Source organism: Ruegeria sp. HKCCD7181 (genome assembly GCF_057221055.1).
Genome location: NZ_JBWVBC010000012.1, coordinates 57,748 through 83,487, shown reverse-complemented (window position 1 = coordinate 83,487; position 25,740 = coordinate 57,748). Strand labels below are relative to the sequence as shown.

At 57.4% G+C, this 25,740-nt stretch carries 32 protein-coding genes; 23 read left to right on the top strand and 9 right to left on the bottom strand.

Annotated features, from left to right (window positions below):
• Nucleotides 1-17 precede the first annotated feature (17 nt).
• From AC2TCY_RS19835 to AC2TCY_RS19825, 3 genes are read right to left on the bottom strand one after another with little or no spacing between them, the layout of a single operon-like run.
• Nucleotides 18-296 (bottom strand): hypothetical protein, encoded by a 279-nt coding sequence (locus tag AC2TCY_RS19835; RefSeq protein WP_480850081.1) that lies wholly within the window; start codon nucleotides 294-296, stop codon nucleotides 18-20.
• Nucleotides 297-355: 59 nt separating this feature from the next.
• On the bottom strand, nucleotides 356-1,270 hold the full coding sequence (locus AC2TCY_RS19830; RefSeq protein ID WP_480850079.1) for a DMT family transporter: 915 nt from the start codon (nucleotides 1,268-1,270) through the stop codon (nucleotides 356-358).
• Entirely contained in the window at nucleotides 1,267-2,145 is an 879-nt protein-coding gene (locus AC2TCY_RS19825; protein WP_480850077.1) for a LysR family transcriptional regulator, read from the bottom strand. The genes AC2TCY_RS19830 and AC2TCY_RS19825 overlap by 4 nt, the downstream gene beginning before the upstream one ends.
• A 120-nt stretch (nucleotides 2,146-2,265) precedes the next feature.
• Between AC2TCY_RS19825 and AC2TCY_RS19820 the strand changes: the two genes are divergently transcribed.
• A complete protein-coding gene (locus AC2TCY_RS19820) occupies nucleotides 2,266-2,847 on the top strand; it encodes an FMN-dependent NADH-azoreductase (RefSeq protein ID WP_480850075.1) in 582 nt (193 codons plus the stop codon).
• A gap of 74 nt (nucleotides 2,848-2,921) precedes the next feature.
• On the top strand, nucleotides 2,922-3,662 hold the full coding sequence (locus AC2TCY_RS19815) for an aspartate/glutamate racemase family protein (RefSeq protein ID WP_480850073.1): 741 nt from the start codon (nucleotides 2,922-2,924) through the stop codon (nucleotides 3,660-3,662).
• On the opposite strand, the gene AC2TCY_RS19810 is transcribed toward AC2TCY_RS19815, so the two are convergent.
• Nucleotides 3,663-4,193 carry a prolyl-tRNA synthetase associated domain-containing protein gene (locus tag AC2TCY_RS19810; RefSeq protein WP_480850071.1) on the bottom strand — a complete coding sequence of 177 codons (531 nt, stop codon included), beginning with the start codon at nucleotides 4,191-4,193 and terminating at the stop codon, nucleotides 3,663-3,665.
• Between the two features lie 253 nt (nucleotides 4,194-4,446).
• Here AC2TCY_RS19810 and ffh point away from each other — a divergent pair, with 253 nt between their 5' ends.
• The 12 genes from ffh (at nucleotide 4,447) to AC2TCY_RS19750 (ending at nucleotide 12,351) form a co-directional block, all read left to right on the top strand.
• Nucleotides 4,447-5,952 carry a signal recognition particle protein gene (ffh, locus tag AC2TCY_RS19805; protein ID WP_480850069.1) on the top strand — a complete coding sequence of 502 codons (1,506 nt, stop codon included), beginning with the start codon at nucleotides 4,447-4,449 and terminating at the stop codon, nucleotides 5,950-5,952.
• Nucleotides 5,949-6,506: a GNAT family N-acetyltransferase gene (locus AC2TCY_RS19800; protein WP_480850067.1), complete on the top strand. Its 558-nt coding sequence runs from the start codon at nucleotides 5,949-5,951 to the stop codon at nucleotides 6,504-6,506. Before ffh ends, AC2TCY_RS19800 begins: the two co-directional genes overlap by 4 nt.
• Nucleotides 6,503-7,054 (top strand): GNAT family N-acetyltransferase, encoded by a 552-nt coding sequence (locus AC2TCY_RS19795; protein WP_480850065.1) that lies wholly within the window; start codon nucleotides 6,503-6,505, stop codon nucleotides 7,052-7,054. The genes AC2TCY_RS19800 and AC2TCY_RS19795 overlap by 4 nt, the downstream gene beginning before the upstream one ends.
• The gene (locus AC2TCY_RS19790) at nucleotides 7,051-7,587 is read left to right on the top strand and encodes a GNAT family N-acetyltransferase (RefSeq protein WP_480850063.1); all 537 of its coding nucleotides are present in this window, start codon (nucleotides 7,051-7,053) and stop codon (nucleotides 7,585-7,587) included. The genes AC2TCY_RS19795 and AC2TCY_RS19790 overlap by 4 nt, the downstream gene beginning before the upstream one ends.
• A complete protein-coding gene (locus tag AC2TCY_RS19785) occupies nucleotides 7,584-8,138 on the top strand; it encodes a GNAT family N-acetyltransferase (RefSeq protein WP_480850061.1) in 555 nt (184 codons plus the stop codon). The genes AC2TCY_RS19790 and AC2TCY_RS19785 overlap by 4 nt, the downstream gene beginning before the upstream one ends.
• Nucleotides 8,135-8,431: a chorismate mutase gene (locus AC2TCY_RS19780; RefSeq protein WP_480850059.1), complete on the top strand. Its 297-nt coding sequence runs from the start codon at nucleotides 8,135-8,137 to the stop codon at nucleotides 8,429-8,431. The genes AC2TCY_RS19785 and AC2TCY_RS19780 overlap by 4 nt, the downstream gene beginning before the upstream one ends.
• A 66-nt stretch (nucleotides 8,432-8,497) precedes the next feature.
• Nucleotides 8,498-8,866 (top strand): 30S ribosomal protein S16, encoded by a 369-nt coding sequence (gene rpsP, locus AC2TCY_RS19775; RefSeq protein WP_480850058.1) that lies wholly within the window; start codon nucleotides 8,498-8,500, stop codon nucleotides 8,864-8,866.
• Nucleotides 8,867-8,878: 12 nt separating this feature from the next.
• Complete coding sequence (gene bluB, locus AC2TCY_RS19770) at nucleotides 8,879-9,514, top strand: 5,6-dimethylbenzimidazole synthase (RefSeq protein ID WP_480850056.1); 636 nt, start codon at nucleotides 8,879-8,881, stop codon at nucleotides 9,512-9,514.
• 146 nt (nucleotides 9,515-9,660) lie between these two features.
• Nucleotides 9,661-10,164 carry a ribosome maturation factor RimM gene (gene rimM / locus AC2TCY_RS19765; RefSeq protein ID WP_480850054.1) on the top strand — a complete coding sequence of 168 codons (504 nt, stop codon included), beginning with the start codon at nucleotides 9,661-9,663 and terminating at the stop codon, nucleotides 10,162-10,164.
• Nucleotides 10,164-10,979, top strand: coding sequence for a hypothetical protein (locus tag AC2TCY_RS19760; RefSeq protein ID WP_480850052.1), 816 nt, complete (start codon nucleotides 10,164-10,166; stop codon nucleotides 10,977-10,979). Before rimM ends, AC2TCY_RS19760 begins: the two co-directional genes overlap by 1 nt.
• Nucleotides 10,976-11,785 (top strand): tRNA (guanosine(37)-N1)-methyltransferase TrmD, encoded by an 810-nt coding sequence (gene trmD / locus AC2TCY_RS19755; RefSeq protein ID WP_480850050.1) that lies wholly within the window; start codon nucleotides 10,976-10,978, stop codon nucleotides 11,783-11,785. The genes AC2TCY_RS19760 and trmD overlap by 4 nt, the downstream gene beginning before the upstream one ends.
• Nucleotides 11,786-11,919: 134 nt before the next feature.
• Nucleotides 11,920-12,351 (top strand): hypothetical protein, encoded by a 432-nt coding sequence (locus AC2TCY_RS19750; RefSeq protein ID WP_480850048.1) that lies wholly within the window; start codon nucleotides 11,920-11,922, stop codon nucleotides 12,349-12,351.
• A gap of 17 nt (nucleotides 12,352-12,368) precedes the next feature.
• Here AC2TCY_RS19750 and AC2TCY_RS19745 read toward each other — a convergent pair whose 3' ends face one another.
• A complete protein-coding gene (locus AC2TCY_RS19745; RefSeq protein WP_480850046.1) occupies nucleotides 12,369-13,172 on the bottom strand; it encodes a glycoside hydrolase family 25 protein in 804 nt (267 codons plus the stop codon).
• A gap of 381 nt (nucleotides 13,173-13,553) precedes the next feature.
• Here AC2TCY_RS19745 and rplS point away from each other — a divergent pair, with 381 nt between their 5' ends.
• The 3 genes from rplS (at nucleotide 13,554) to AC2TCY_RS19730 (ending at nucleotide 15,362) form a co-directional block, all read left to right on the top strand.
• Nucleotides 13,554-13,937, top strand: coding sequence for a 50S ribosomal protein L19 (rplS, locus tag AC2TCY_RS19740; protein WP_480850209.1), 384 nt, complete (start codon nucleotides 13,554-13,556; stop codon nucleotides 13,935-13,937).
• Nucleotides 13,938-13,948: 11 nt separating this feature from the next.
• Complete coding sequence (gene rpmE / locus AC2TCY_RS19735) at nucleotides 13,949-14,170, top strand: 50S ribosomal protein L31 (protein WP_050605278.1); 222 nt, start codon at nucleotides 13,949-13,951, stop codon at nucleotides 14,168-14,170.
• Between the two features lie 256 nt (nucleotides 14,171-14,426).
• On the top strand, nucleotides 14,427-15,362 hold the full coding sequence (locus AC2TCY_RS19730; protein ID WP_480850045.1) for an ornithine cyclodeaminase family protein: 936 nt from the start codon (nucleotides 14,427-14,429) through the stop codon (nucleotides 15,360-15,362).
• A gap of 193 nt (nucleotides 15,363-15,555) precedes the next feature.
• On the opposite strand, the gene AC2TCY_RS19725 is transcribed toward AC2TCY_RS19730, so the two are convergent.
• Together AC2TCY_RS19725 and AC2TCY_RS19720 are read right to left on the bottom strand one after the other, a co-directional pair.
• Nucleotides 15,556-17,151 carry an MFS transporter gene (locus AC2TCY_RS19725; protein ID WP_480850043.1) on the bottom strand — a complete coding sequence of 532 codons (1,596 nt, stop codon included), beginning with the start codon at nucleotides 17,149-17,151 and terminating at the stop codon, nucleotides 15,556-15,558.
• Nucleotides 17,152-17,353: 202 nt separating this feature from the next.
• Nucleotides 17,354-18,241 carry an AEC family transporter gene (locus AC2TCY_RS19720; protein ID WP_480850041.1) on the bottom strand — a complete coding sequence of 296 codons (888 nt, stop codon included), beginning with the start codon at nucleotides 18,239-18,241 and terminating at the stop codon, nucleotides 17,354-17,356.
• A gap of 218 nt (nucleotides 18,242-18,459) precedes the next feature.
• On the opposite strand from AC2TCY_RS19720, the gene AC2TCY_RS19715 reads away from it, so the two are divergent.
• Nucleotides 18,460-19,269 carry a division plane positioning ATPase MipZ gene (locus AC2TCY_RS19715; RefSeq protein WP_480850040.1) on the top strand — a complete coding sequence of 270 codons (810 nt, stop codon included), beginning with the start codon at nucleotides 18,460-18,462 and terminating at the stop codon, nucleotides 19,267-19,269.
• Nucleotides 19,270-19,359: 90 nt separating this feature from the next.
• On the opposite strand, the gene AC2TCY_RS19710 is transcribed toward AC2TCY_RS19715, so the two are convergent.
• On the bottom strand, nucleotides 19,360-20,595 hold the full coding sequence (locus tag AC2TCY_RS19710) for an adenylate/guanylate cyclase domain-containing protein (protein WP_480850038.1): 1,236 nt from the start codon (nucleotides 20,593-20,595) through the stop codon (nucleotides 19,360-19,362).
• Nucleotides 20,596-20,656: 61 nt separating this feature from the next.
• Entirely contained in the window at nucleotides 20,657-21,109 is a 453-nt protein-coding gene (locus tag AC2TCY_RS19705) for a MarR family winged helix-turn-helix transcriptional regulator (RefSeq protein ID WP_480850036.1), read from the bottom strand.
• Nucleotides 21,110-21,165: 56 nt separating this feature from the next.
• Here AC2TCY_RS19705 and hmgA point away from each other — a divergent pair, with 56 nt between their 5' ends.
• Genes hmgA through AC2TCY_RS19680 form a run of 5 tightly spaced genes read left to right on the top strand, consistent with a single transcriptional unit; the run spans nucleotide 21,166 to nucleotide 25,732 of the window.
• On the top strand, nucleotides 21,166-22,521 hold the full coding sequence (hmgA, locus tag AC2TCY_RS19700; protein ID WP_480850034.1) for a homogentisate 1,2-dioxygenase: 1,356 nt from the start codon (nucleotides 21,166-21,168) through the stop codon (nucleotides 22,519-22,521).
• Nucleotides 22,518-23,150, top strand: coding sequence for a maleylacetoacetate isomerase (maiA, locus tag AC2TCY_RS19695; protein WP_480850032.1), 633 nt, complete (start codon nucleotides 22,518-22,520; stop codon nucleotides 23,148-23,150). The genes hmgA and maiA overlap by 4 nt, the downstream gene beginning before the upstream one ends.
• Nucleotides 23,151-23,157: 7 nt before the next feature.
• A complete protein-coding gene (gene fahA, locus AC2TCY_RS19690) occupies nucleotides 23,158-24,417 on the top strand; it encodes a fumarylacetoacetase (protein WP_480850031.1) in 1,260 nt (419 codons plus the stop codon).
• Between the two features lie 3 nt (nucleotides 24,418-24,420).
• Nucleotides 24,421-24,777, top strand: coding sequence for a VOC family protein (locus AC2TCY_RS19685; RefSeq protein WP_480850029.1), 357 nt, complete (start codon nucleotides 24,421-24,423; stop codon nucleotides 24,775-24,777).
• 4 nt (nucleotides 24,778-24,781) lie between these two features.
• Nucleotides 24,782-25,732, top strand: coding sequence for an MBL fold metallo-hydrolase (locus AC2TCY_RS19680; RefSeq protein WP_480850027.1), 951 nt, complete (start codon nucleotides 24,782-24,784; stop codon nucleotides 25,730-25,732).
• Nucleotides 25,733-25,740 lie beyond the last annotated feature (8 nt).

Below are 25,740 nucleotides of genomic sequence, written 5' to 3'. Positions count from 1 at the left end.
TCAGGGGCTGAACGGGTTCACCCTTCCCGGCTGGGTCCGATACCTTCAATCACTCCGCTGGCATCCGCGCGGCAAATCCATGGCACTTCAGACCCGGCGACCGCCACTGTTATCGTGGTTCCGGCCGAATCCGGCTGGGTCGAGATTGCCTTGACGTCGCCAGGTCGGGTCTCTGTTTCCGCCGCGACCAGAGCTTCGCAGCTGGCATCCAGCTCTGCGTGCGATGGGCCACCCGGACCACTTTGTGCGCAAGCGGAAAGTGACACAATGGCACCGGCAAAGAGAGGCAGTTTCACATGGGATCTCCCTGTCATTTTGCGAGGTAAGCTGACATATCTCCGGCTGAACGCAAGACTTAGTCCAGTGCCGGGCTTGCGGTATTCGGCGGCACCTCTTCGCTCTTCAGCAAAAGAACAAGCGCAATCCCCGTTAACGCAGCCCCAACCAGGACCAGCGCGGCTGGCGCTGGCCGACCCAGAGCGATTTCCCACAGGATGACCCAGCAGGGTATCAGATAGGTATATGCCATAACCTTGGCTGACGGCAGGCGCAGTGCCGCAAATTGCACCAACACAAAGCTGGCAGCCGTTGCGAATAGAGCCAGGTAAAGAAGGCTGATCCAGACAAGGGGCGAAAGGTTAGCCCAGTCCGTGGCGCGAATATCTGACCAGCCAAATATTGTCAGGATCAGGCAACCTGCAAGCAGGGTGCCAAAGGCGAACACGACCGCTGACTCCCCTCGATTCAGCTTGCGAACCATTGGGGTATAGACCGCGTGTGCTGCGCAACCCCAGAAATAGATGATCTCGCCACCGCCAATTTCAAACGCGCGAAATGCCAGCCAATCCGCCTTGAAAATCACCCACAGCGCGCCCGTTGCCCCGATTGCCAGCGCCGTAGCCATACGAGGTGTCGTGATCTGGCGCAGCAGCACCCATCCCGCAAGCGCTGACATTACCGGTGTCAGAGTAAAGACTGCGGCAGCACTGACAGGGGCAGCTGTCTTGAGGCCATAGAACATCAATACGAAATAGGCCGAGAACAACCCGCCCAGGATCAGATAGCGCCAAGGCGCTTGCGCTGCGCTGCGCGGCAAACCTGTGGTCAAGAGCGCAGCAACACCAAGGACAACCGCCGCAATGGCAAAACGTGCCGCCGTGATCGCAGAAGGCGCAATCTGATTGGCCACCATCGCGCCCAGCGAAAAGCTGCCTGCAACCAATGCTGAAAAAACAAGCATGGCCAAATGGCCGCGGGCCTGTTGGCTCATGTCTGCCAGCCTTTGGAATGCTCTTTGAGGAATTTCAGAAAAGCCTGCACCTTGGTCGTGCGATGCAGGTCCACATGGGTGACCAGCCACAGCTTGCCGAACCACTCAGGCAAAGGATCGACAACTTCGATCAGATCAGGATCACGAGCCGCCTCCCACCTTGCCATGAAACCGATGCCTGCGCCGGCCAGAACCGCTTCGCGCATACAGAAATTGTTGGTGCAGCGGAAAGTGATCGCCTCTGCGGGAACTGTCGCGCGCAGCCATCTCGAAAACGGAGCCCGGCTGTTTTCGTCATCCGTGCTGACAAAGAAATGGCCGGCAAAATCTTCAACGCTCGCAGGCTTGCCATGGCGGTCGACGTAAGACTTGCTCGCATAGAGCCCCACCTCTTGTAGAACAAATGGCTGTACCACGTTGTCGGGCTGATCCGGGACGGCGCCCGCGCGAATGGCGACATGGGCTTCACCATATTCCAGGCGGAACAGGCGGTCGCCCGTCAGATAGCGCACTATCAGTCCCGGATGCGCATTTTGGAATTCACTGAGTACTGGCACGATCAGAGGTGCGAACGACGCCAGTGAGGTCACGACAAGTTCGCCCGAGACGTCATCGCCGCGCCCCTTCATCCGGCCTACCAGTTGGTTGAATTGATCTTCGGTCGCCTGCGCCACCCGCAATAGGTCATCGCCCGCATCTGTCGGTGTGTAACCACGCGCGTGGCGCTGGAATAGTTTGACGCCCAAGCGCGCCTCGATCGCGTCGATATGGCGGATGACCGTTGCATGATGCACACCCAGAACTTCGGCCGCACCGCTGACCGTGCCCATGCGCGCCACCTGATAGGCGGTTCTCACTTCGTCCCAATTGTCCATTGCATCGCTTCCAGTGTGCAAATTCCAACAATGACTGTTGATGTATCCGAGTTTTGTTCGCCAGCGCAACAAACATATTGAGCCCGAATTCAATTCACACTGACCAAAGGACCAACTGAAATGATCAAGACCATTCTGCACATCGACGCCTCGGCCCGCCGCGACGGATCGACCACCCGTGAATTGTCAGACCGGGTCGTCAAGCACCTGAACGCTGGCAGAATCATCCGCCGCGATCTGGCGACTCCGCTTCCTCTGCTGACTGAAGACTGGATCAACGCCAACTTCACGCCAGCCGATCAGCGCAACGAAGCTCAGCGTGATCATCTGTCCCTGTCTGATGAGCTGGTGCAGGAACTGCAGCAGGCGGATACAATCGTCATCGGCCTGCCTATTTACAACTTCTCGGTTCCAGCCGCGTTCAAGGCCTGGATCGACCTGGTTGCCCGCGCCGGTTTGACGTTTGCCTATACCGAAAACGGCCCCAAGGGTTTGCTTGAGGGCAAGCGGGCCGTTCTGGCAATTGCCTCGGGCGGTGTGCCCGTCGGTTCCGAAGTCGACTTTGCCACCAACTATGCGCGCCACGTACTGGGCTTCATAGGCATCACCGATGTCGACGTGGTTGCTGCGGATCAGATGGCCGTCGATGCCGAAGCAGCCCTGAACAACGCACGCAAGGCCGTTTCCGAACTGGCGGCTTGATCGACCCTCTGGTCAATCCACTTTGAAACGTCCAGTCTGCGCCCCATCAGGTCAATTCGGATTGGGCGTTTCAAATGAAAAAGATCGGAATTCTGGGCGGCGTCGGCTGGGCCTCAACCGTGGACTACTACCGTGCTATCGCCGAAGGTTCAGGCCGGTATTTTGCCGAACGTGGTCATGGGTCCCCGCTGCCAGTCCCTCCGATGACGATCGAATCTGTCACGCAGGCCAAAACCCGAGCCCTACGTGGCGTGGCCGGAGACGAACAAAGCTGGGCCGCGTTCGACGCTGTCTTTCGTGAGGCGCTTCTCACCCTCGAACGCGCGGGTTGCGACTTTGGCATTATCGCGTCAAACACGCCTCACGCCAGATTGCACGCAATCCGGCAAGGTGTGTCTATGCCGATCCTGAGCATCTTTGACGCAACCGCCCATGTTACCGCCACAACGTCAGCGTCGAAAGCTTTGGTTTTGGGGACGACGGTTACAATGCAGGCTACTGATTATGCCGAACATCTTGCTGCCAAGGGCGTCACAGCCAATGACCCGCTGCCCGGACCGGCAATAGCCGAAATGCAGGATATGATCGACACAGACTTCTATGGAGGTGCGTCGAACGCCGCCCGTTTCCGACTGCTGGCCTTCTGCAATCGCCACGCAACACCCGGAACCGCAGTCCTTTTAGCCTGCACCGAGCTGCCGCTGGCCTTTCCTGATCATCTGGACGACCCGGTATTCGAGGCCGATGGGCATCTGTTCATCAACCCATCCGCCGCACATGTCGAGGCCGCACTGAACAAGGCACTGGACAACTGATCAGGGCAGCCAGTTCACGTCGCATCCAATTCTATCAAGGAACGCCATCAAATCGGTGCGGGGCATTGCAACCGTCCGATCATTGACCAACGGATGCATATTTATGACGTCCGACTGTTGTGCGGCAGCGTCCATGAAGAAACGCACGTTGTTTTCCACCCCGTTGATCATCGCCAGCGGACTAACTGCGCCGGGGCGAATGCCGAGGTTCTGCATTAGTCGATCCGCCGAGCCAAAAGACAAATTGCCGACCCCGAGTTCAGCCGCAAGCGCCTTGAGATCGATCTCGCGGCTTTGTTCCAGCGTTATCAGGTAATTCCGCTTCTTCTTGTCGCGCAGGTACAGGTTCTTGAGCCGCAGGACATTCTCACCAGGCACTAAAAACTGATCCTCGACCCCTTTGGCGTCTTCGACAGTGCGCAACGGGATGTGCGTATGACGTCGATAGGTCAGCCCCCATTCATCCAGTTGCGCGAGTAGCGCATCAGAGCTAAGCGGCAAAGTATCCTGAAATGCAGATGATGCATCCATGTCGGCCTCCCGGTGAGTTTCGGTCGCATTTGCAGCGAAAGCGTGCCAGGTTCAAGGCCTGTCTCGCTTGACTCTCCAAGCAAACAGGCATACGCAACCGCCAAACATCCGGAAGCCGTGATCTTCCGGTCCCTTGAGTCGTTCAGGGATCGCCCCCCACCAGCGTGTTACGCCCGTGGGGGCAATTGTGTATTCAACCGGTGTTTCCTACTTAGGAAGCATCAAGTCAAAACCGGCATAGGAGGCCGAAGGCATGTTTGAAAATCTATCCGAACGCCTCTCTGGCGTCTTTGACCGGCTGACCAAGCAAGGCGCCCTGTCCGAAGAGGACGTAAAAACCGCCCTGCGCGAAGTGCGTGTAGCCTTGCTTGAGGCTGACGTCTCGCTGCCGGTGGCACGCGAATTCGTCAAGAAGGTGCAGGATCAGGCCACCGGTCAGGCTGTCACCAAGTCGATTACGCCCGGCCAGCAGGTCGTCAAGATCGTACACGACACGCTGGTTGATGTTCTGCGCGGCGAGGACGATCCCGGCGCGTTGAAGGTCGACAACCCGCCCGCTCCGATCCTGATGGTCGGTCTGCAGGGTTCGGGTAAGACGACGACGACCGGTAAGCTTGCCAAGCGGCTGAAAGAGAAAGAGGGCAAGAAGGTCCTGATGGCCTCGCTCGACGTCTATCGCCCGGCGGCGATGGATCAGTTGGCAGTGCTGGGTACGCAGGTCGGTGTGGATACGCTGCCGATCGTACCGGGCCAGAAGCCGGTCGATATCGCCAAGCGTGCCAAACAGCAGGCGACGCTAGGCGGCTATGACGTCTACATGCTCGACACCGCGGGTCGTCTGCACATCGACGAAGTGCTGATGGACGAGGTCGAGCAGGTCCGCAATGCGGTCGACCCGCGTGAAACCCTGTTGGTCGTCGACGGTCTGACCGGTCAGGTCGCTGTTGAGGTCGCAGAAGAGTTCGAGGCCAAGGTTGGCATCTCGGGCGTGGTCCTGACCCGGATGGACGGGGACGGCCGCGGTGGCGCGGCGCTGTCGATGCGTGCAGTTACCGGTAAGCCGATCCGCTTTGTTGGTCTGGGCGAAAAGATGGACGCGCTCGAAACCTTCGAGCCGGACCGGATCGCCGGACGTATTCTGGGCATGGGCGACATCGTTGCCTTGGTCGAAAAAGCCCAGGAAACGATGGAGATGGAACAGACCGAGCGCATGATGAAGCGCATGGTCAAGGGTCAGTTCAACATGAACGACCTGAAAATGCAGCTGGAACAGATGATCCAGATGGGCGGCATGCAGGGCATGATGGGCATGATGCCGGGCATGGGCAAAATGGCCAAGCAGATGGATCAGGCCGGCATGGACGACAAGATCCTGCGCCAGCAGATCGCGCTAATTCAGTCCATGACCAAGCGTGAACGCGCCAACCCGCAGCTGCTGCAAGCCAGCCGCAAGAAGCGGATTGCGGCAGGTTCGGGCATGGAGGTCAGCGACCTCAACAAGCTGATCAAGATGCACCGGCAGATGTCGGACATGATGAAGAAGATGGGCAAGATGGGCAAAGGCAAGATGCTGAAGCAGGCCATGAAAGGCATGTTCGGCAAAGGCGGCCCCAGCCCCGAGGAAATGGCCGCAGGCATGGACCCCAAGGCGCTGGAACAGGCGGCCAAGGCGATGGGCGGCAAAATGCCCGGTATGCCCGGAATGGGTGGCGGCATGGCCCTGCCCCCGGGTCTGAGCGGTTTCGGAAAGAAAAAGTGAACCCAGCACGCTGCACCCAGCCCCCGTCCGGAAAGGCGGCGATGGCAGCAGCGCATTATCGCGCTGCCCTGCCGGTCATCGAGACTCGGCGGCTGGTCCTGCGTGCTCCACGTATTGAAGACCTGTCTGTGTGGACGGCGATTTGTCGGGACAGCTTTGGCGATACGGAACAGGAAGCTTGGACCGAGTTTTCCTATTATACGTCCGGCTGGCTTCTGCACGGTCACGGCTTGTTCACGGTCACAAGAAAAGAAGACAACCAGATCGTCGGCTTCGTCATTTTGGGGCTTGAATGGGACGATCACGAGCCCGAGCTAGGCTATATGTTCGGAGCAGAGCATCGTCTGCAAGGATATGCCACTGAAGCCTGTTCTGCCGTGCGTGATTTTGGGTTCGACCTGCTTGGACCGGGGCAATTCGTAAGCTACGTGTCGGCCTCCAATGCCCGCTCGAATGCCCTCGCCCAACGATTGGGCGCATCGCGCGACAAAGTTGCCGAGCGCACCGTTGGTGCGGATCAGCATGTCTGGCGTTACGGCGGGGTGCAGGCATGACAATTTCCATGGCGATCCCAACACTGGAAACAGAACGCCTGATCATGCGCGCGCCGTGCGAAGCTGACTTCGTGCCAGAGGCCGAGTTCTTTGCCAGCGATGCCTCGAAATTCGTGGGCGGTCCACTTCGTCCGGACGAAACCTGGCGCATGGTAGCGACGCTGCTGGGCCACTGGGCCATGCGTGGCTTTGGCTTCTGGGGCGTCGAAGAAAAGGACACCGGAACCTATGTAGGTCACGTTGGCCTGTGGTGTCCTCACGGCTGGCCCGAATCTGAAATCGGCTGGGCGCTGATGAACCACGCAACCGGCAAAGGCTATGCAACCGAAGCCGCTCTGGCATCTCGGACATATGCTTATGACGTATTGGGTTGGGACACCTCGATCTCTCTGATCGATCCGCAAAATGCGGGTAGCAAGGCCGTAGCGGAACGGCTGGGCGCCCGGTTCGAAAGCATCTACGAACATCCCAAATTCGGCACCATGCAGATGTGGCGTCACCCCGGACCTTCCGATCTCGTGAACGGCGGGATGGAGGCCTACGCATGATCGACCTCCAGATCCCTACTCTCAAAACTGATCGGCTGATCCTGCGAGGCCCTGAAGAACGTGATTTCGAGAACGTCGCCGAGTTCTTTGCTGACAAAGAGCGCAGCTGGGGCTTTGGCGGACCTCTGGGCCGGAACGAAGCATGGCGGTGGTTCGCCAGCATGATCGGCCACTGGGTTCTGCACGACTATGGCTTCTGGACCGTCGAAACCCATGGCGGTCAGCCCGTAGGCTTTGTCGGAATCTGGGGCCCCGAAGGCTGGCCTGAACCGGAGCTCGGCTGGGTCATGTTCGCCGGAAGCGAAGGCAAGGGATACGCGGGCGAAGCCGCAGAAGAGGCGCGCCGCTATGCCTATGAAGTTCTGGGTTTCGAGACCCTGAGCTCGAATATCTTTCCGGGCAACGACCGCTCGATCGCTTTGGCCGAGCGGCTGGGCGCGCACTACGAGCGCAGCTATGAAAACGTGTCTCATGGTACCGAGCTGGTCTATCGCCACCCCGGCCCGGACCAATTATCGGAGGGGATCGCATGACAACGACATACTCGATCCCCTCGATTGAAACCGAACGCCTGATACTGCGCGCGCCACATTGGAATGACTTGCCCGCGATGACTGCGTTCTACGCGTCTGAACGCAGCCACATGGTCGGCGGACCCAGAGATGAGCTGGGCAGTTGGAGCGCGTTAACCAACCGCCTTGGTCACTGGGCGGTGAGAGACTACGGTCTTTGGCACCTGACCGAAAAGTCCACCGGCCTGTTTGCGGGATGGGTTGGCATTATAGATATCCCCGGATGGGACGAGCCTGAACTTGGCTGGACCCTGCTCGAAGAAGCCGAAGGCAAAGGGCTTGCGTATGAGGCCGCCGTTGCCGCTCGTACATATGCGGCGAAGCAACAGAACCTGAGCGGTGTAATTTCCTATATCGCCCACGAGAACACCCGTTCGCGTGCATTGGCCGAACGGTTGGGCGCCACCTATGAGCGTGAGGGCGAGGTGCTGGGTAAAACTTGTCAAGTTTGGCGCCACCCCAAGATCGACCTATCCGAACCTGCATTGAGCACCGAAAGGACCAGCCAATGAACAACCCCGTGACGCGAGCCGCCATGCTGCTGAAGGAGCATCGCGAAAGCATCGACCGGCTGGACGCGATCCTCGTCTATACGCTGGGCGAGCGGTTCAAACACACGCAGGCCGTTGGCAAGCTCAAGGCCGAACACGACCTTCCCCCGTCCGATCCTTCGCGCGAAGCTGCACAGATCGCACGGTTAGAAGAACTGGCGAAAACGGCGGATCTGGACCCTGATTTCGCCAAGGCTGTCCTGAATTTCGTCATTCAGGAAGTCATCCGACACCACAAGAAACACCAGAAATAGCCGGGCAATTCCCGGCTTCACCAAAGACACGCCATTGGCGTGATGCCATTCAAAGGAGATACCACCATGGCAATGAAAATTCGTCTCGCCCGCGGCGGCTCGAAAAAGCGTCCCTTCTATCGCATCGTGGCTGCTGACAGCCGCATGCCGCGCGACGGCCGTTTCATCGAAAAGCTGGGCACTTACAACCCGCTGCTGCCGAAAGACAGCGAAGAGCGCGTGAAAATGAACATGGAGCGCATCCAGTACTGGCTGGACCAGGGCGCCCAGCCCACCGACCGTATCGCACGCATGCTGGAAGCAGCAGGCACCCGCGAAAAGGCCGAGCGCAACAACCCCAACAAGGGTACTCCGGGCAAGAAAGCTCAGGAGCGCGCGGAAGAGAAAGCTGCTAAAGCTGCTGCTCCGGCAGAAGAAGCTGCTGCTGAAGAATAAGCAGGTAGGCGCGTGCAGGATCAGACTTTCAGTAACGAATTCCGCACGCAATTCGATCTGTTGCTGCGGCTCCGGCGTGATGTGCGCAGGTTCCGCAGCGATCCCGTGGACGAGGCGGTGCTGGCGCGCTGCCTCGACACGATTCGACTGGCTCCCTCGGTGGGGCTAAGTGAACCCTGGCGCGTGATCCGCGTCGAAAGCCCGGCAGCACGCGCAGCCGCGCTTGAAAATTTCCAGACCGCAAACGCCGAAGCCCTTGCGGGCTACTCTGGTGAATCGGCGAAAATTTATAGCGGCTTGAAACTGTCGGGCATGAAAGAAGCGCCTGTGCAACTGGCCGTGTTTTGTGACGAGGCGACCGACAAGGGCCTGGGGCTGGGTGCAGGAACGATGCCCGAAACGCGCCGCTACTCGGTTGTAACTGCCATCACTCTGTTCTGGCTGGCCCTGAGGGCCGAAGGGCTGGGGCTGGGCTGGGTGTCGATTCTCGACCCTGACCGTTTGACCCGCGATCTTGACGTGCCTTACAGTTGGCGGCTGATCGGCTATTTCTGCGTCGGCTGGCCCGAAGAACTGTTGGACACTCCCGAGCTTGAGCGCGTCGGCTGGGAAAGTCGAAGCACGGAACTGGCGGTCGAGGTGAGATAGGCAGATGTTCGGATTGTTACGACTTCCCATCCTTCTGCTGATCGCCTTTATTGTGGGCGTATACTTTGAACGTAGCAACCAGCGCGAGGCTTGTGCCAATCAGGGCAACTGGCAGGACGGGTTATGTGTGACAACGGAAGGATCAAATGAGTGATCTGATCTGCGTAGGCAGTATTGCGGGCTCGTATGGGGTGCGCGGCGAGGTGCGGCTGAAAAGCTACTGCGCGGTGCCCGAAGATATCGAAACCTATTCTCCGCTGACCGACGAGACCGGCACGGAACGCTATCCACTGGTTCTGACCCGAACAATCAAGAATGGGTTTGCTGCAAGGTTGGGCGGGGTCGAGACCAAAGAAGAGGCCGATGCAATCAATGGTCTGCGCCTGTTCGCCCGGCGCGACCAACTGCCATCGTTGCCGGATGACGAGTTTTATCACACCGATCTGATCGGACTGGAAGTCTATGACACTGGCGGCACTCTGTTGGGCCGCGTGAAATCGGTGCAGAACCACGGTGCAACCGATCTGCTGGAACTGCACGGACCCGGCTTGAAGTCCACGGTTTTTCTTCCCTTTACACTCGAGGCGGTTCCTACGGTCGATCTGGAACAAGGCCGTATCGTAGCCGATCCACCCGAAGGCCTGCTGTAATGCGGAAGATCATGCTGCATCTGGGTCTGCACAAGACCGGAACGACGGCAGCACAATCCTTCCTGTTCGAAAATCGCGAATTGATCTGGCCAGATCACGCGCTGGTTCTGCCCTATCGCACGCGCAAATCTGGCCTGGCCGAAGCGGCCACGCGCTATTCGGTCTATGGCACGCCCGGCGCACTCACTGACTTTGCTGACATGATGCACGCGTTTCTGGCTTCACTGGATTTTGGCAACCGACGAGGGCTGATCCTCAGCGAAGAAAATTTCGCGGGCCTGCGACCTAGCCGCAATGTCGCAGTGGGGTACGAGGCCGCGCCCGAACTTGCGGCGCATCTGGTAAACCTGGTTCAGGATCGCTTTTCCGGCGAACCCGTGGATATCACCGTGTATCTTTCCCTGCGGCAACGCGGAAGCTGGTTGCGCAGCCTGTGGGCTCATGACTTGCAGCGCACGCGTCTGGTTCAGGATTTCGAGGCCTATCGAACGCGCCTCGATCCAGTGCCTTCGCCGCAATCCACAGCCGGGCTTTTCCGTGACCGGCTAACGGGGGTTAATGTTCAAACCGAGTGGCTTGAAGACTTGCAAGGTCGTCCCTTTGGACCCGGGGATCCATTTGCGGAATTCTTGGACTTGCCCTCGGAACAAACCGCGCAACTGGTCGGCCCGACCCGTGCCAATCACCGCCTGCCCGAAGAAATATTGGCCGAGCTGCTGGGCCTCAACCGGTCTGGTCTGGACGAAGCCGCGCTGATCCGACAAAAGGCGGCTTTGGTTGAAAGCGCTCAAAACGATCTGATCGGCACCACATGACAGACAATCCTGGTAAATCCCATGGCCGTAAAGCCATCCGTCCGACACTGAAACCGCGTGAGCTGATGACCCCGACACCGGATTTGCACGGCGTGTGGAAAGCCAAGATCATCACATTGTTCCCCTCGGCCTTTCCCGGCGTATTGGGGGAGAGCCTCACCGGAAAGGCGCTGCAAGAAGGGTTATGGCAGCTGGAGACGGTCGACCTTCGCCAGTTCGGCATCGGCAAACACCGGAATGTAGACGACACGCCCGCCGGAGGTGGCGCCGGAATGGTGTTACGTGCAGACGTGCTGGGCGAGGCGATCGAACGTACGATGGAGGGGATACAGGGCAACTGGCCACTGATTTACCTCAGCCCGCGCGGCCGGCGGATGGATCAGCGCATGATGCAGAACTTCGCGCGCTGTGACGGAATGACCCTTCTTTGTGGCCGCTTCGAAGGCGTGGATGAAAGGGTCCTGGAACATTACGGCGTTCAGGAAGTCAGTTTAGGCGATTTCGTCATGACCGGCGGTGAAATCGCGGCCCAAGCTTTGATCGACGCAACAGTCAGGTTGATTCCGGGCGTGCTGGGCAATCAGGCCTCAGCCGAAGAAGAGAGCTTTTCGTCGGGCCTGCTGGAACATCCGCAATACACGCGCCCCGCAGAATGGAAGGGCCGTCCGATCCCTGATATTCTGATGTCTGGCCACCATGGGCGCATCGCCCAGTGGCGTCAGGATTTGTCGCAGCAGATCACCCGTGAGCGGCGGCCGGACTTGTGGGAAAACTATCTGAAATCACTAGGCAAGACTTCGGACTGACACGCCATGTGTGTCCCCCATGCCGCATATTCAAGCTTTGAGTGTTCACTGCTTGTAGCTGATCAATTCTCAAAATACTCATCCAACAGATGTTGCGCGCATCTATTCCACATTAGCGTAAGACAGGCTGTTTAATGAAAAGAATCATTTTCATCGCTTTGCTGGCCGCTTCGGCCTGCACGACCAAACCTTTGGCCACGTCAGTCCCAACGCAGGCTGGTCATGACCTTAACTCTGCCCGTTCCGCATTTAAGGGGTGCGTCGCCGAAAAGCATGAGGGGGAAAACGCTGCTGTCGTTGGTGGTTACATGACCAACGTTCTGTTGTTTGGCGTTGTTATCGGCCCGATCCTTACCGTTCCTTTTGAAGACGAATTGCGCGACCAGGGTGCCATCGATCAAGTGAACCGCTGTATGACCGAGCATGGGTTTGAACGCCGCCAGCTGTCGGACGGCGAGAGGTTCTGGCTGAATGATTCCTTTGGCGAAGAACGTGAACGCCGGCTCAGTCATCTGGTAGGCGGCGGCACTATCGAAACATACTCTGCGACCAAAGCTAAGTCTTAGGCCCACCGGACCAGACGTCAGTATCCGCCGTTTTTCCACTGCGCCCAGATTTCGGGCGTTCCGTTGAACGTATTGATGTCCACCTTGCCCTGCACGCCGGGCACTAGGCCTGTGCCCGTGTATTGCCAGAACCGCCAAATAGACTTCGGGTAGACGTTGCGGGGGTGGCCCGCAACTGAACGCAGCCAAAATTCAGCCTTGGGCAGCCGTCCGATATTGGTGTCTTGGTAGAAATCGACTGTTGTATATATGATCGGGCGGCGTCCATAGTGACGTTCCAGGATGTCCAGAAACCGCTGCGCCTCCGCCCGGACTGTACTGCCATCGGGGCGCAGTGTGCACGTCTTGGAATGAGGCGTCCATTCCATGTCCAGCACGTGCGGAAGATCAGCCCCCTTGGGCACGTTGCGAATAAACCACCTTGCCTGTTCCGCTGCCGAACGACAGAAATAGTAGTAGTGATACGCCCCCCAGGGCACTCCAGCCGCCTGCGCGCCACGCCGGTGGTCGTCAAACAGAGGGTCAGCTACGTCGCCACCTTCGGTTGCCTTAATAAAGACAAAACTCACGCCTGAGGATTGGGCTTTGCGCCAGTCGATTTGCCCCTGCCAGCGCGAAACATCCAACCCATGTACCGGGTAATGCCCAGGGTGCCGGCCTTCCCATTCATGCGGATCGGCGTCCCCGAAATCCGGGTAGATAACTGCCGGGGCCGTTGCGTCGGCAAAAGCCAGCGGCTCAACTGACTGAGGCGCGGGACCGCGGCGCCCGCAAGATACCAGCGCAAGGGTAGCAAGGACCAGCATCAGTGCTTTACGCATCATGTATTCCTGTTTCAAATTTCTGCTCGTATTATTGTGACCAGAATGCCTGATCGGCCTCACAAGGCAACGGAGCATTTTCCCAACGGCGAAAACCCACCGCCCATCCCCTTATTCGATTGCGATTTAGGCTTGATCCCGACCCGCAAAGCCCGTAAAGCACGGCAATCCGGTGCCGCGCCTACGCGACTCCGGTGTTTTGGTTTGTTTCGCAGCGAGACGTCGGGTTTTCTTCGACCAGGACGCGGTGCGGCAGGCCGGACCAAAGGAACATTCGATCTGACCTCTGGCGGGCTGTACGCAGGACCCGGTGAAGACCAAGAGCTCTCAGGCCGTGCCCAAACTTCGTGGACCAACCACGAGCAGATAGGAGTAATTGCGATGGACCTGATCGCACAGCTTGAGGCGGAACAGATTGCCGCCCTGGGGAAAGACATCCCCGATTTCAAAGCCGGTGACACCATCCGTGTCGGCTTTAAAGTGACCGAAGGGTCGCGCACCCGTGTGCAGAACTACGAAGGCGTCTGCATCGCGCGCAACAACGGCACTGGCATTGCCGGTTCGTTCACCGTTCGCAAGATTTCGTTTGGCGAAGGCGTGGAGCGTGTGTTCCCGCTGTATTCGACCAACATCGACAGCATCACCGTTGTCCGTCGTGGCCGCGTTCGTCGCGCCAAACTGTACTATCTGCGCTCGCGCCGTGGTAAATCCGCGCGTATCGCAGAAGTCACCAACTACAAGCCCAAGGCTGGCGCCGAAGCGTAAGGAACGGAAAGATGAAAAAAGACATCCATCCCGATTATCACGTCATCGACGTCAAAATGACCGATGGCACCGTGGTTCAGATGAAATCCACCTGGGGTGCCGAAGGCGACCAGTTGGCCCTGGAAATCGACCCCTCCGTGCACCCTGCGTGGACCGGTGGCTCGTCGCGCCTGATGGACGCTGGCGGTCGCGTGTCGAAGTTCAAAAAGAAATACGAAGGCCTGGGCTTCTAAACCTAGCTTCATCCGAATGCGAAAGGCCGCTCCGTTGGAGCGGCCTTTTTTGTCGAACAATCAAGTGCTGGTCAACATCTGGTTCGAGCCCAAAATACCGTTTGCTGCAATAGTGGCAAATGACCGCAAAGTTGCAGTTGCTGTTTGATGGTCTATGGTACGGGCCAGTACTTCGTTGAGCCGCCTGATCCGATTGTAAGGGGTGTGCATTGTCGAAGATATACGGACTGAACAGGCCCGCGATCAGGATATTGAGATGACCGAGTTTATTTCGTTTGAAGAGGGCGAAAAAAACCTCGATTGGATCGCGCTTACAGACGTTTTCATAAAAGGGCACGATTTGCCAAAAGCTGAAGTCGCCGATGTGCTTCTCTACCAGGGTGACAACACACTCTTGAATCGGTCAGCCTGGATTGAAGGCATGGGACTTGCGGTGAAATGCGCCACAGTCTTTCCAAAGAACGCGGTTTCGGGCAAACCCACGATTGGGGGTGCAGTCAATCTCTTCTCAGATCAGGACGGAAAGCTAGCGGCGATCATTGACTTTCACCTTGTGACCAAATGGAAAACCGCAGGGGACAGCCTTTTGGGCGCACGACGTCTCGCGCGCACTGATAGCAGCCAAATTCTCATTGTTGGCGCGGGGACTGTCAGTCACTCCCTCCACGCAGCCTACAGCGTGCTATTCCCGAATGCTAAATTTACCGTCTGGAACCGGTCGCCTGAGGGCGCCGAGGCATTTGCGAAGCTTTATCCCGGGACTAACGTAGCCACCAGCCTTTCTGACGCTGTTGAGCAGGCAGACATCATCACATCTGCAACCATGTCGACCGATCCACTGCTGAGGGGAGAATGGCTGCGGCCGGGCCAACACGTAGACCTTATCGGATCCTACCGGCCCGATATGCGTGAGGCCGATGATGAGGTGCTACGCCGGGGTCGCCTCTTTGTCGACAGCCGGGACACAACAATTGATCACATCGGCGAGTTGAAGACCCCAATCTCGCAAGGCGTTATTACTCAAGATGATGTGATTGCAGATTTCTATCAGATGGATCGTATGCAGCGCGAAAGTGAAGATCAGATCACCGTGTTCAAGAACGGCGGTGGTGCGCATCTCGATTTAATGGCGAGCTGCTTCATACTGTCATCCTGGCAAGCCACTAAAGCAGGCCACGATGTGTGCGGTTAAAGTGGAATAACGGCTTCGATTTGAACCTTCTTTCCAGTTAATTTTTTTGTTCTAAAGCAGACGACCCAATACCCGACATTGCCTTAGCTATTGGATGTGTCAGCTTTGTCCGCAAAGCGGACCTAACGGCCATTCAAAGCGGAGTATTGTGTTTCAAAACGGCGAACCCATGACCAGCTCACGCTGCCATGGATCATCTCCGCTCTTTCGTCAGGTCGACCGCACTATGCAACGGCGGCACCGGGCCGCGCAGCAACAGGATCGCAAGTACCATCGCGACTAGCGCCGCCATCGCCGCAACGAACATTGCGCTGTCAAAAGCGTTGTCCTGCAATTCGCGCAAAGCTTGCGCCAAAGTGGTTCCCTTTTCAGGATCCAGCTCTGCAATCAACTTTTGAATCTGACTGGGTGCCCCATGTGTCAAAGCGTGGGCCAGATCGGTGCGCTGTGTTGATCCAGCCGGCAGAGCATTAATAACTTCGGACAACCCCCAACGGATTGTGACGGCTTCGGCTAGACCACCGATCACAGAACCCAAAGTCGCCCCGAAATAGAGGAATGCATTCACCACACCAGAGCCCTGCCCCACATGTTCTTCTGGCAATAGGCGCAAGGCCAAGCGGGGCAAAAGGGAAAATCCAATGCCCAACCCAACTCCGATAATTGCCAGTTTCCACCAAAGCTCGGAATAACCGGTCGTATTCGTGGTCGTCGTTAACAGTAGAAACCCCAAGGCCATGAACCCCATACCAAAGATGACCGGCCATTGGAAACTGTACGGGGCCAGAAACCGAGGTGCGAAAACTGACACGATGAACATGCTCACGCTAAGCGGCAGGATCGCCAGGCCTGCATCAATGGGCGAATAGCCGAACGTATCCGGCGATTGAACAAAGACGTTAAAGTAGACAAAGAAACTGAAGAGAGTGAAGCCGGTGAAGAACATTCCCGTTGCCGCCATAAAATAGCGCGGATGGCGGAAATACCGCAATTCGATCAACGCGTCTGAACTGCGCCGTGATGTAATCACCAGTGCAATCACCGCGACCGCGGACACACACAACGGGATCAGAGTCAGTTTTGAGTCCCATCCCCGACTCTCGCCGTTGCTCAGCGCAAAAGACAATGGCCCCAAAAGCAGGATCAGTGCAATTGCGCCTGGAAAATCAAACCGGGCATCGGCCAGACGGGTATCTGGTACATAGTTTCGCTTGCTCACCCGCAAGCCAATGACAAAAGCCGCGGCCAGCAGAACGAGGTCAATTGCAAACACGCCCCGCCAACTGATGTAGTGGGCGAAAGCGCCACCAACAATAGGCCCCACACCAATGGCAAGGCCGACGATCGCCCCCCATGCTCCCGTGACACTCGCGCGCTGCTCGTCCGGCGTTGCGGCCGTCAATATGGACAGCGATGTTCCGAATAGTGCCGCCGCCCCCGCGCCTTGGGCGCCGCGACCGATCAGCAGCATGGTGGCATCTTGCGCAAACAAAGCAAAACCCGATCCGGTAGCAAAGACAATCATACCGAAAAAGAACACACCCATCTTACCAGTGATATCCCCCAACCGACTGACGATTGTAACAAGGGTGGCGCTGACGACCGTATACAGGGCCATTACCCATTGAAGGGCGGAAGGTGTCAGATCAAATTCCGCCTTGAGATTGGGCAGGATTGTCGCCACCGCCGTGGTATTGAAGCCCACGACCATCATACAGATGGCGGTCATCGCCAGTACCACGCGCGCACCGCCCGTATCCGAGGTGTCACTTGTGTTTGTCGTAGTCATCAGCTTGCCCCAGTTCCCGAATGGGCCTTCTGACCGGGCAACGCATCAATCCTCGGCACTGCCTCAACTCAGTGGCTTGTTGAGATAACGTGCTTATATTTATACGATTTTATTTCGCCACGTATAGAGTTTCCCCAAATCACAGCCGCAGTCGTCTGTCCAAAGGTAAAATCTTCAGGCCCCAGCGTGACCTGGCATGTGGTCAAATCCAATAAGACAGCGCGACAGGCAGAGCGACAATTGAGGTCAGGGTCGAAACCAGAATGTAGCCGGCTACATCCGGGCCATACTCGGGCGTGTGCTGATCAATGAAAAGGTAGGTTGCCACGGATGCCGGCATCAGACAGCACAGGATCAGCGCACCGCGTTCGGTGCCGGAAAACCCGAAACCCCAAACCAGCGCACTGGCTATCACCAGAGCCATTACCAGATGCAACCCCGTCAGCAACACAGCGCGCCCGAGACTGTCGATCCTCAAAGTTGCCAAAGTGTGTCCAAGCGTCAGCAGCATCAACGGGATCGACAGACCACCTAATATGTCAAAGGACTTGGCAATGGGTTGCGGCAGAGCAAAACCCGTGGCCATGAGGATCAGCGCGACGACTACCGCATAAATGATGGGCGATGTGGCGAGTTTTCTGGGCGAGAACTCACCCGCCGGAATCCACATGCCAACAGTGAAGATGCTGATCAGTACGACAACGACAAATGCCATGGTATACGCCATACCCGCATCACCCAGCGCCAATAATGTGATCGGCAAACCAATATTGCCAACATTGCCATGCATCAGCGGCGTCAGGAACGCCCGAACTGGCAAACGCAAGGCCCTGAGTGCCGCAAACCCCAACACACCAAAGCCTGCAACCGCTAACGCCGCCGCTGCCATCATGTCCAGAAAGGTTCCGACATCCAGCTTGGTGGTCGACAGGTGCGAAATGATCAATGTCGGATACCCGACATTCGAGACGACGCCACCAATTACCTTGTTGTCAAAAGGCGCCTTGATCAGGGCCAGACAATAACCGATTCCAGCGCAGATAAGCACAGGCAAAACCACGTTCAAAACGTTCAGAAACAGATGGTCCAACCAGTGTCCTCTAGGTCTGCTTTTCACTCAGGACAGTGAAACAACGCGTCGGATTTGGCAATGACTGCCCCTAACCTGCGCCAGTCATGCATTTTTCCAAAATAGAGTCTGCAATCGACCTCCAGCCGTGCCTGAGGTTCTTCCCTTCCCGGCTTACACAACATATAGTGGGCGACAACAACCTGTGGGCAAACACGGCGGGACTTGGGAATACAGGCATGGCACATATCATAGTTGTCGGAAATGAGAAGGGCGGCGCAGGCAAATCGACCGTGTCCATGCATGTGGCCACTGCGCTTGCGCGGTTGGGTCATGGGGTCAGCACCCTGGATCTGGATCTTCGACAGCGCAGCCTGGGTCGGTACTTCGAAAACCGCCGGAACTTCCTGAACGGCGCTGACCTGTCACTAGCAGGCCCCCGCCACCACGATCTGCCCGAAATCGACGCCACCAAACTGAAGCCCGGCGAGAACATTTATGACCACCGACTGTCGGCCGCCGTGGCCGAGCTGGAGAGTGACAGCGATTTCATTCTGATCGACTGCCCCGGTTCGCACACACGGCTGAGCCAGGTGGCGCATTCGCTGGCCGATACGCTGATCACACCACTGAATGACAGCTTCATCGATTTTGATCTGCTGGCTCGGATCGACTCCAAAGGAGAGAAAATTCTCGGGCCGTCGGTCTATTCGGAAATGGTCTGGAATGCGCGTCAGTTGCGGGCACAGGCAGGCCTGAAACCAATTGACTGGGTCGTGGTGCGCAACCGCGTCGGCACACAGCGCATGGTTAACAAAGAAAAGATGCAGCGCGCGATTGAGATGCTATCCCAACGTATCGGCTTTCGCGTCGCTTCCGGCTTTTCCGAGCGCGTGATTTTCCGCGAACTGTTCCCCCGCGGTCTGACACTGCTGGACCTCAAGGATATCGGGGTCAAGCAGCTCAACATTTCGAATATTGCGGCACGTCAGGAACTGCGCGATATGATGAAAGAGCTGAACCTGCCGGGTGTAGAAATCGATTTTTAGGTTCACTGCGGCAGTCTGCCAGCCGGGTAAAAGAAGAACCGGACACCCACAGGTCACTGTTGAATGTCCGGCACCGACTGACAACATCCCTTACTCGCCCGGCTGATAAACCGTGAACAACTCTTTCGGCTCGGGCACACCGCGCAGCATGTAGCGACCGACCGAGATCAGCTCGTGATCGCTGGGTTGCGCCGCGCGGGCCACATCGTCAGAGATCAGGATGCGCTGCCCCAGCGAACGGTGCATTCCGGCAATCCGTGCGGCCTGGTTTACCGTCGGGCCAATGACCGTGAAATCCAAGCGGTTTTCTGCGCCGATATTACCGTACAAAATCTCACCCGCGTGCAGAGCCAGAGTGTAGTTCGACACGGGTTGGCCGGTTGCGATGCGCTGGTTGTTCAATTCGTCCATACGCTCTCGAAGGACGGCAACGGCACCCAGCGCCGCACGGGCATCAGCGTCGATCTCGCCTACGTCGAACATGGCCATCAGGCCATCGCCCATGAATTTCAGAATACTGCCGTCGCATGTGTGAACGACATCAACAGCTACAGCGAGGTAGTCATTCAGCATGTCGATGATCTCGGACCCCGGTAATTCCTCTGACAGGCTGGTGAAACCCTCAAGATCAAAGTTCCAGATCACCGCGTCAATCTCTTGCAGTGATCCACGCCGGATTTCACCTGACAAAACCCGCTGACCAGCGTCGCGGCCAAGATACACGCGCATCAAATCCTGCGCGACCCGCGCACTCGACGCGGATTTCAACGCCAACCCAAGATGCGGCAGCGCTGTATTGATCAGGTCCAGGTCGGTGTCATGAAACCCTTCCGGCGCATTGCTGGTCCATGACATCAGAACCCCATCAACAGGTTTCTTGGCATCCTTGGGACCCTTATGGGTCGGGATGTCAAAACTGACGCCAGTTGCATAATAGTCCGTCGCTCCGGTTTCCCGAAGATCATTCAAAAGAGGGAACCTGCTGGCTTCGTTCTGGTCGACCAACCTTTCGCGGATTATGTCGATATCTTCGTTAAGCAGCGCAAACAGCGGGCTTTGCTTCCAGATTTCACTCGGCTCCTCGGAGTACTCGAACGTCTGATACTCGCCCCCCTGATCTTGATACCAACTGTACCCGGTTCCGCCATAGACCGGATGCAGCGCCGACTGCGCGGCATGAAATCGCATCAATGGCACGCCGAGTTCGGTTAGCTTCGTGCAATATCCATCCAACAAATCCTGCTTGTCTGCGCCTTCAAGGCCGCGCGAAACCAGCCACTCAATGAGATCAATAGATTTTGCCGCGTCGGTCTCCGAGGCTGTCATGTCACGTCCCTGTATCCACTCTGATCTTCATCTGGGAAGAACAGGGGCAGATTACCAGTGATTAATCCATTCCGGCCAGCCGTCGCAGCATCATCCGCAAAAGAACCACCTCGCCATTAGTGAAATGTGCGGCCAGTTTCGCGTCGTATTCCTGCGCAATACCGCGCAATTCACGATAAGCGACCTGACCGGACTGGGTTAGCGACAATCTTTCGACCCTGCGGTCGTTTTCGTCGCGCAACCTTCGTAGAAAACGGCGCTGTTCCAGCTTACGCACGGCCCGGCTTACCTTGGTCTTGTGGATCTTTGCCCGTACCCCGATGTCCTTGGCCGTCATCTCTCCGTAGTTGCCCAGATGAAACAGAACCCGCCATTCCGTCCGCAACATGCCGTAGCGATTCTTATAGACGCGCTGAAACTCGAGAGAACTTTCCTCGGCCGCCTGATTTAAAAGAAATGGCAGGAAATCCCGCAGATCAAACTCATCTTTTTTGTTAGTTTCATCCCGTGTCATGCTTGTTAGTTACAAAAACAACTATTATTCGACAAGCAGAAAAGCGAGGTCTCACCATGAATCGTCCGACTCACCCACGTGAAATGATCCAAGCTGAAACGCCTGTCGGCACCTTTCCAGGCTATATGCCGGGCTGGGCAAATGATTTCGAAACCGAGGCTCTGACAGGCGCACTGCCGCAGGGAATGAACAGCCCGCAAAAATGTAACTATGGTCTTTATGGCGAACAGCTGAGTGGCACGGCCTTCACCGCCAACCCGCCCGAGCGGACGTGGTGCTACCGTATTCGCCCGTCAGTCAAACACTCGGCGCGGTATGAAAAGCTCGATATACCCTACTGGAAATCCGCGCCTTGTGTTGATCCCGATGTGATCAGCCTTGGCCAGTACCGCTGGGACGCGGTCCCCCATTCCGAAGATGGGCTGAACTGGATCACCGGCATGCGCACCATGACGACCGCGGGCGATGTGAACACGCAGGTCGGCATGGCGAGCCACATCTACCTTGTCACTGAATCGATGGTGGATGACTATTTTTTCTCGGCCGACAGCGAGCTGCTGGTGGTCCCACAGGAAGGTCGCCTGCGCTTTGCAACCGAACTGGGCATTATCGATCTGGAACCAAAGGAAATTGCCATCATCCCACGCGGTCTGGTTTATCGGGTCGAAGTGCTGGAGGGGCCGTGCCGCGGATTTGTCTGCGAAAATTACGGTCAGAAGTTCGAACTGCCCGGTCGTGGCCCGATTGGGGCCAACTGCATGGCCAACCCGCGTGATTTCAAAGCGCCAGTGGCCGCCTTCGAAGACCGTGAGGTTGCCTCGACTATCACCATCAAATGGTGTGGTCAGTTCCATCAGAGCAAGATTGATCAGTCGCCACTGGATGTAGTCGCCTGGCATGGCAATTACGCGCCATACAAATACGACTTGCGCAACTACTGCCCCGTTGGCGCGATCCTTTTCGATCACCCGGACCCGTCGATCTTTACTGTGCTGACCGCACCTTCGGGCCATCCCGGCACGGCCAATATCGATTTCGTCCTGTTCCGCGAACGCTGGATGGTGATGGAAGACACGTTCCGCCCACCGTGGTACCACAAGAACATCATGTCTGAGCTGATGGGCAACATCTACGGCCAGTATGACGCCAAGCCACAGGGCTTCGTTCCCGGAGGCATGAGCCTGCACAATATGATGCTGCCCCATGGACCGGACAGGGAAGCCTTTGAAAAGGCATCGAATGCCAATCTGGGCCCGGACAAGTTGGACAATACAATGTCCTTCATGTTCGAGACCCGTTTCCCGCAGCATCTGACGGCCTTTGCCGCCAAAGAAGCACCGCTGCAGGATGACTACATAGATTGCTGGAGCGATCTTGAGAAGAAATTCGATGGGACACCGGGCAAGAAATGAGACTTTACGGATATTGGCGGTCTTCCGCGGCTTATCGACTGCGGATTGCACTCGGCCTCAAAGGGCTCGAGTGGGAGGATGTGCCCGTCAATCTGATCAAGGGCGAACAGCAGGAAGCCGCGTATCTGGCCAAGAACCCAATTGGTCTGGTGCCGACACTCGAACTGGACGACGGTACGATGATGACGCAATCCCTTGCGATACTGGATTGGCTGGAAGAGACTCATCCTACTCCGGCTATTTTGCCCTCTGACCCATTGGAACGAGCCCGCACCCGTGCAGTAGCACATACAATTGCCGTCGATACCCACCCGATCCAGAATGCGGGCGTCGTAAGCCACCTCAAAACCGCGCTAGGTGCAAGTGACAAACAAGGCATCGACTGGATGTGCCACTGGATGAAACGTGGTTTTACTGCGTTTCAGGCTTTGGCCAAGTCAGACACGCGCTTCGCTATGGGAGACACGCCCAGCCTCGCCGATATTTGCCTTGTGCCGCAACTCTATAACGCGCGACGCTGGGGGCTGGATATGGCCCCATTTTCACGCCTGACCGAGATCGAACAAACCTGCCTTGCCCTGCCCGCATTTTCAGATGCAGCGCCCGAGGCCCAACCCGACGCAAAATGAGACACGCATGAGCCAATTGAAAAAATCCTGGGTGGCTTCGGCCAATTCCGCCGACGCCCCTTTCCCACTGAACAATCTCCCCTATGGCGTCTTTTCAACCGAAGGCTCCGACCCGCGTTGCGGCGTCGCAATCGGAGATATGATCCTCGACCTGACTGCAGCCGAGGAACAGGGGTTGGTCACGCTGGCGGATGAGCCGCTGTTCGATCTGCCCTTCTGGAATCCACTGATGGAAGAAGGCCCAGCCGTCTGGGCTGCTCTGCGCGACCGGCTAACCGAATTGCTGGCTGACGGGTCCGAAGAGCAGGACAAGGTCGAAACCCTATTGGTAGCGCAGGACGAAGTTGAAATGCACCTGCCCTTTGCCGTCAGCGAGTACACTGATTTCTACGCGGGCCGGAACCACGCCTTCAATGTGGGCACCATGTTCCGCGGCCCCGAGAACGCGTTGCCGCCGAACTGGCTGCATATCCCGATCGGCTACAACGGGCGCGCCTCGTCCGTCGTCGTCTCGGGCACTGACGTTCGCCGCCCGTGGGGGCAGCTGAAATCACCTGATCAGGAGTTGCCCGCCTTTCTACCCAGCCGTCGCTTTGACATAGAGCTTGAGATGGGCGCGATTGTCGGAACTCCATCCGATGGACCGATCACAGTTCAGGAGGCCGACGACAATATCTTTGGCTACGTCCTGCTGAACGACTGGTCAGCGCGTGACATTCAGGCCTGGGAATACCAGCCTCTGGGCCCGTTCCAGGCCAAGGCCACTGCGACATCGATTTCCCCTTGGATTATTACCAAGGCCGCGTTGGAACCCTTCCGCTGCGACACCCCCGCGCGTGAATTTGAGCTGCTGGATCACCTCAAGGATTGCGGTCCGATGCTGTATGACATCGACCTGTCGATCACGATGACACCCGCCGGGAAAGCCCCGACAACTATTGCCGAGACGAACTACAACCAGATGTACTACTCCGCTGCCCAGCAACTGGCGCATCATGCCACGTCTGGCTGCCCAATGAATACGGGCGACCTGCTGGGATCGGGCACGATCTCAGGCCCAACCAAGCCAGAACGCGGCTCGCTGCTGGAACTCAGTTGGGGCGGCAAGGAACCTCTGACACTGGACACCGGCGAAACCCGCAGCTTCATCGAAGACGGCGACACTTTGACCCTGACTGGCGCCGCAAAGGGCGACGGATACACGATTGGCTTCGGAGACTGCACCGGCACGGTTTTGCCCGCTCTGACCGATCCGTACGAGCGTTGATGCATGTTTGAGCTGGACCACATCCAGATTGCGATCCCGGAAGGAGGCGAGCCCGCTGCTCGCGCCTTCTGGTGCGCCGCACTGGACCTGAAGGAACTGCCAAAGCCCGAGCCCTTGCGGGCACGTGGCGGGTTGTGGCTGTCATTGGGTCAGGCCGAGTTGCACTTGGGTGTGGAAACCGATTTCAGACCCGCGCGCAAAGCGCATCCCGGGTTCGTCGTGGACGACATCGACACCGTTGCCGCCCAGATCAAAGCCACCGGCCAAACTGTAGGCTGGGACACGACACTAAAAGATCGCCGCCGTTTCTTTGCCCAAGACCCTTTCGGCAACCGGCTCGAATTTCTGCAAAAGGACTGAATAGATGGCCAAAGCATTCGCATCCCAAGGGGACATGTCAGAAAAGAAAATCTCTTTCACAGAGGTAGGAGAAGGTCTCTATGCCTTCACCGCCGAAGGTGATCCTAATTCCGGCGTTATCATCGGTGATGACAGCGTAATGATCGTCGAAGCTCAGGCGACCCCACGTCTGGCCAACAAGGTGATCGAATGCGTCCGATCGGTCACCGACAAGCCGATCACTCATGTGGCACTCACGCACTACCACGCCGTGCGTGTTTTGGGTGCCAGCGCCTTTGGCGCACAGCAGATCCTGATGTCGGATATGGCGCGCGCCATGGTCGTGGAGCGTGGACAGGAAGATTGGGACAGTGAATTCCAGCGTTTCCCCCGCCTGTTCGAAGGGCATGAGAGCATTCCTGGCCTGACCTGGCCCACCACTACCTTCAGCGACACGATGACCGTCTATCTGGGCAACCGCCGCATCGATCTGATGCATCTGGGCCGTGCTCACACAGCCGGTGACATCGTTATCCACGTCCCCGATCAAAACGTGATGTTCACCGGTGACATCGTCGAATACCACTCGGCCTGTTACTGCGGCGATGGTCATTTCGGCGACTGGGGCGATACGCTGGACGAGATCAAGTGGTTCGACGTCGACGCTATTGCGCCTGGTCGGGGCGACGCGCTGGTCGGCAAGGACATGGTCAACGCCGCCATCGAAAACACTCGTGACTTTGTCGAAAGCACCTATCGCCCGGTTGCTAAAGTTGCCGCGCGCGGTGGTTCTCTGAAAGAGGCCTGGGACGCTGTGCGTGCCGAATGCGATCCGAAATTCGCCGACTACGCGATCTACGAACACTGCCTGCCATTCAATGTCGCACGCGCTTATGACGAGGCGCGCGGCATCGATACACCGCGCATCTGGACCGCCCAGCGCGATCTGGAAATGTGGGAAGCCCTTCAGGGCTGAATACCCGG